The organism is Burkholderia sp. BDU5, assembly GCF_001522845.1.
Classification (GTDB): domain Bacteria; phylum Pseudomonadota; class Gammaproteobacteria; order Burkholderiales; family Burkholderiaceae; genus Burkholderia; species Burkholderia mayonis.
Genome location: NZ_LOWC01000072.1, coordinates 1 through 5,793, shown reverse-complemented (window position 1 = coordinate 5,793; position 5,793 = coordinate 1). Strand labels below are relative to the sequence as shown.

Below are 5,793 nucleotides of genomic sequence, written 5' to 3'. Positions count from 1 at the left end.
TGGGCGTAAAAAACAAAACCCCCGCCTGGCTGGGCGGGGGTTCTGAGAGGGGGAGCCTGACGATTACCTACTTTCACACGGGCAATCCGCACTATCATCGGCGTAGAGTCGTTTCACGGTCCTGTTCGGGATGGGAAGGGGTGGGACCGACTCGCTATGGTCATCAGGCAAAGAGGGATGTCGCGGTGCATCGCAGCGCGACCAATCGGGAAGAAGCAGTAATGTTGGGTTGTGAGCTGTATCTTACACGTACGCGGTACTTCAACCGTCGTACGTCGAGTGCCTTGCACTCGACGCTCGATATCCGTAAGCGCTGAAGCGCTAACGGCTATCGAGACAGACTTGTTATAGGATCAAGCCTTACGGGCAATTAGTATCGGTTAGCTGAACGCATTACTGCGCTTACACACCCGACCTATCAACGTCCTGGTCTCGAACGACCCTTCAAGGGGATCAAGTCCCCGGGGAAGTCTCATCTTAAGGCGAGTTTCCCGCTTAGATGCTTTCAGCGGTTATCTCTTCCGAACATAGCTACCCGGCGATGCGACTGGCGTCACAACCGGTACACCAGAGGTTCGTCCACTCCGGTCCTCTCGTACTAGGAGCAGCCCCCTTCAAACTTCCAACGCCCACGGCAGATAGGGACCAAACTGTCTCACGACGTTTTAAACCCAGCTCACGTACCTCTTTAAATGGCGAACAGCCATACCCTTGGGACCGGCTACAGCCCCAGGATGAGATGAGCCGACATCGAGGTGCCAAACACCGCCGTCGATATGAACTCTTGGGCGGTATCAGCCTGTTATCCCCAGAGTACCTTTTATCCGTTGAGCGATGGCCCTTCCATACAGAACCACCGGATCACTATGACCTGCTTTCGCACCTGCTCGACTTGTCGGTCTCGCAGTTAAGCACGCTTATGCCATTGCACTATCAGCACGATTTCCGACCGTACCTAGCGTACCTTCGTACTCCTCCGTTACGCTTTGGGAGGAGACCGCCCCAGTCAAACTGCCTACCATGCACTGTCCCCGACCCGGATCACGGGCCAAGGTTAGAACCTCAAACAAACCAGGGTGGTATTTCAAGGACGGCTCCACCGAAACTAGCGTTCCGGTTTCATAGCCTCCCACCTATCCTACACAGATCGGTTCAAAGTCCAATGCAAAGCTACAGTAAAGGTTCATGGGGTCTTTCCGTCTAGCCGCGGGTAGATTGCATCATCACAAACACTTCAACTTCGCTGAGTCTCGGGAGGAGACAGTGTGGCCATCGTTACGCCATTCGTGCAGGTCGGAACTTACCCGACAAGGAATTTCGCTACCTTAGGACCGTTATAGTTACGGCCGCCGTTTACCGGGACTTCAATCAAGAGCTTGCACCCCATCATTTAATCTTCCGGCACCGGGCAGGCGTCACACCCTATACGTCCACTTTCGTGTTTGCAGAGTGCTGTGTTTTTATTAAACAGTCGCAGCCACCAGTTTATTGCAACCCCTTCACCCTTCCCCCGCAGGGGGGTCAAGCTACCAGGGCGTACCTTATCCCGAAGTTACGGTACCAATTTGCCGAGTTCCTTCTCCCGAGTTCTCTCAAGCGCCTTAGAATACTCATCTCGCCCACCTGTGTCGGTTTGCGGTACGGTCATTGTTAAACTGAAGCTTAGAGGCTTTTCTTGGAACCACTTCCAATTGCTTCGCTCCCTAAAGAGCTCGCGCCACACCCTTGAATTCCGCACCCGGATTTGCCTAAGTGCCTTCTCCAATGCAGCGACCGGGACTTCCAACACCCGGACAACCTTCCGCGATCCGTCCCCCCATCGCATTTAACAATGGTGCAGGAATATTGACCTGCTTCCCATCAGCTACGCATTTCTGCCTCGCCTTAGGGGCCGACTCACCCTACGCCGATGAACGTTGCGTAGGAAACCTTGGGCTTACGGCGAGGGGGCCTTTCACCCCCTTTATCGCTACTCATGTCAGCATTCGCACTTCCGATACCTCCAGCACGCTTTTCAACGCACCTTCGCAGGCTTACGGAACGCTCTCCTACCATGCGTGCAAGCACGCATCCGCAGCTTCGGTATATGGCTTAGCCCCGTTACATCTTCCGCGCAGGACGACTCGATCAGTGAGCTATTACGCTTTCTTTAAAGGGTGGCTGCTTCTAAGCCAACCTCCTGACTGTTTTAGCCTTCCCACTTCGTTTCCCACTTAGCCATATTTGGGGACCTTAGCTGGCGGTCTGGGTTGTTTCCCTCTTGACACCGGACGTTAGCACCCGATGTCTGTCTCCCGTGATTGCACTCTTCGGTATTCGGAGTTTGCTATGGCGGGGTAATCTGCAATAGACCCCCCAACCATGACAGTGCTCTACCCCCGAAGGTGAGACACGAGGCACTACCTAAATAGTTTTCGGAGAGAACCAGCTATTTCCAGGTTTGTTTAGCCTTTCACCCCTATCCACAGCTCATCCCCTAACTTTTCAACGTTAGTGGGTTCGGACCTCCAGTACGTGTTACCGCACCTTCATCCTGGCCATGGATAGATCACCTGGTTTCGGGTCTACGCCCAGCAACTGAACGCCCTATTCGGACTCGCTTTCGCTACGCCTGCCCTATTCGGTTAAGCTTGCTACTGAACGTAAGTCGCTGACCCATTATACAAAAGGTACGCCGTCACCCCTTACGAGGCTCCGACTGTTTGTATGCATGCGGTTTCAGGATCTATTTCACTCCCCTCCCGGGGTTCTTTTCGCCTTTCCCTCACGGTACTGGTTCACTATCGGTCGATCACGAGTATTTAGCCTTGGAGGATGGTCCCCCCATCTTCAGACAGGATTTCACGTGTCCCGCCCTACTTGTCGTACACCTAGTTCTTTCATACTGTTTTCGCCTACAGGGCTATCACCTGCTACGGCCGCACTTTCCAGAGCGTTCGGCTAACAATACAAATAAAGAGTACAGGCTCTTCCCATTTCGCTCGCCACTACTTTGGGAATCTCGGTTGATTTCTTTTCCTGCGGTTACTTAGATGTTTCAGTTCACCGCGTTCGCTTCACTAGACCTATGTATTCAGTCTAGGATGACCCAAAAGGGCCGGGTTTCCCCATTCGGACATCTACGGATCAAAGCTCGTTTGCCAGCTCCCCGTAGCTTTTCGCAGGCTACCGCGTCCTTCATCGCCTGTGATCGCCAAGGCATCCACCACATGCACTTGTTCGCTTGACCCTATAACGAGTCTGTCTCATCTTTCGACGCTACAGTCGCTACAGGTTGAGTTCTCGCGTGTCGCTCAGCGTTAGTGCCTAGCACTTACACTGAGCCCACACTACGTGTGTGCCGTATTCCAATTGAGCCGAACATTAAGTTCGAATCATCTTGAGATACATCGATACAATCACAACCCGGATAACTTCCACGTCCATCTCAAGACGCTTCCGCTATCCAAATTACTTACTTCTTCCAGATTGTTAAAGAACGACAGCCGATACTTTCGCATCACTCTGACTGGCTCAATCGCCAATGCCAAATCCTCGGTTCACGTTCGAACCAAGCACTTCGCATTGAAGATTGTGGTGGAGGCAGACGGGATCGAACCGACGACCCCCTGCTTGCAAAGCAGGTGCTCTCCCAGCTGAGCTATGCCCCCATACAGAGACTTCACCCAGGTTTCCTGCGCCAGACAACTTGGTGGGTCTGGTTGGATTCGAACCAACGACCCCCGCCTTATCAAGACGGTGCTCTAACCGACTGAGCTACAGACCCCTGAGTCTGTCTTAATTTACAGCCGATAAGCGTGAGCGCTCAACTTCGCGGATAGCTCGAGAAAGGAGGTGATCCAGCCGCACCTTCCGATACGGCTACCTTGTTACGACTTCACCCCAGTCATGAATCCTACCGTGGTGACCGTCCTCCTTGCGGTTAGACTAGCCACTTCTGGTAAAACCCACTCCCATGGTGTGACGGGCGGTGTGTACAAGACCCGGGAACGTATTCACCGCGGCATGCTGATCCGCGATTACTAGCGATTCCAGCTTCACGCACTCGAGTTGCAGAGTGCGATCCGGACTACGATCGGTTTTCTGGGATTGGCTCCCCCTCGCGGGTTGGCAACCCTCTGTTCCGACCATTGTATGACGTGTGAAGCCCTACCCATAAGGGCCATGAGGACTTGACGTCATCCCCACCTTCCTCCGGTTTGTCACCGGCAGTCTCCTTAGAGTGCTCTTGCGTAGCAACTAAGGACAAGGGTTGCGCTCGTTGCGGGACTTAACCCAACATCTCACGACACGAGCTGACGACAGCCATGCAGCACCTGTGCGCCGGTTCTCTTTCGAGCACCCCCGCCTCTCGGCAGGGTTCCGACCATGTCAAGGGTAGGTAAGGTTTTTCGCGTTGCATCGAATTAATCCACATCATCCACCGCTTGTGCGGGTCCCCGTCAATTCCTTTGAGTTTTAATCTTGCGACCGTACTCCCCAGGCGGTCAACTTCACGCGTTAGCTACGTTACTAAGGAAATGAATCCCCAACAACTAGTTGACATCGTTTAGGGCGTGGACTACCAGGGTATCTAATCCTGTTTGCTCCCCACGCTTTCGTGCATGAGCGTCAGTATTGGCCCAGGGGGCTGCCTTCGCCATCGGTATTCCTCCACATCTCTACGCATTTCACTGCTACACGTGGAATTCTACCCCCCTCTGCCATACTCTAGCCTGCCAGTCACCAATGCAGTTCCCAGGTTGAGCCCGGGGATTTCACATCGGTCTTAGCAAACCGCCTGCGCACGCTTTACGCCCAGTAATTCCGATTAACGCTCGCACCCTACGTATTACCGCGGCTGCTGGCACGTAGTTAGCCGGTGCTTATTCTTCCGGTACCGTCATCCCCCGATCGTATTAGGACCAGGGATTTCTTTCCGAACAAAAGTGCTTTACAACCCGAAGGCCTTCTTCACACACGCGGCATTGCTGGATCAGGCTTTCGCCCATTGTCCAAAATTCCCCACTGCTGCCTCCCGTAGGAGTCTGGGCCGTGTCTCAGTCCCAGTGTGGCTGGTCGTCCTCTCAGACCAGCTACTGATCGTCGCCTTGGTAGGCCTTTACCCCACCAACTAGCTAATCAGCCATCGGCCAACCCTATAGCGCGAGGCCCGAAGGTCCCCCGCTTTCATCCACAGATCGTATGCGGTATTAATCCGGCTTTCGCCGGGCTATCCCCCACTACAGGACATGTTCCGATGTATTACTCACCCGTTCGCCACTCGCCACCAGGTGCAAGCACCCGTGCTGCCGTTCGACTTGCATGTGTAAGGCATGCCGCCAGCGTTCAATCTGAGCCAGGATCAAACTCTTCAGTTCAAACCTGTTACTGTTTTCGGTTGTTTCCAACCGGTCGCTCACTCAAAGCTGACAGGTCGTGAATTGCTTCACAAACCTGACTTACTTTAGTGTGAGACTCTTGATAATTTCGCTTTCGATCCGAAGATCGCCCGCTCCATCAAGCGCCCACACTTATCGGCTGTTCATTGTTAAAGAGCACATCTGCGAGAAGTACTTCCTACTTCGGACCGCCTTCTCAGCAGCGCTGCGTTGTCTGCAGCAGAGAAATGAGATTATGATCACTTATTTGCAGCGCGTCAACAACTTTTTACTGCCCCGTCGCGCACCGCCTCAATCACCTTCCCGCACCCTCGGTCGACTAACCCGCCAACCGTCTCGCCTCAAGCGCCGGAACCTCCCACTTCTTCTTTCGCGTCGCGTTTCCGTTACCGCGAAAGAGGCGTGATTCTAG

The 5,793-nt window shown here is 53.7% G+C and carries 2 tRNA genes and 3 rRNA genes; all 5 read right to left on the bottom strand.

Annotation, left to right across the window (positions count from 1 at the left end):
- Positions 1 to 54: 54 nt before the first annotated feature.
- A 5S ribosomal RNA gene (rrf, locus tag WS69_RS13270) occupies positions 55 to 168 on the bottom strand.
- A gap of 181 nt (positions 169 to 349) precedes the next feature.
- Positions 350 to 3,229: ribosomal RNA gene (locus WS69_RS13265) — 23S ribosomal RNA — on the bottom strand.
- A 345-nt stretch (positions 3,230 to 3,574) separates the two neighbouring features.
- Positions 3,575 to 3,650 (bottom strand) — tRNA-Ala (locus WS69_RS13260).
- 39 nt (positions 3,651 to 3,689) lie between these two features.
- Positions 3,690 to 3,766 (bottom strand) — tRNA-Ile (locus WS69_RS13255).
- Positions 3,767 to 3,827: 61 nt separating this feature from the next.
- Positions 3,828 to 5,360, bottom strand: a 16S ribosomal RNA gene (locus WS69_RS13250).
- Together the 16S, 23S and 5S rRNA genes with 2 tRNA genes alongside form the textbook arrangement of a ribosomal RNA operon.
- Between the last annotated feature and the right edge of the window lie 433 nt (positions 5,361 to 5,793).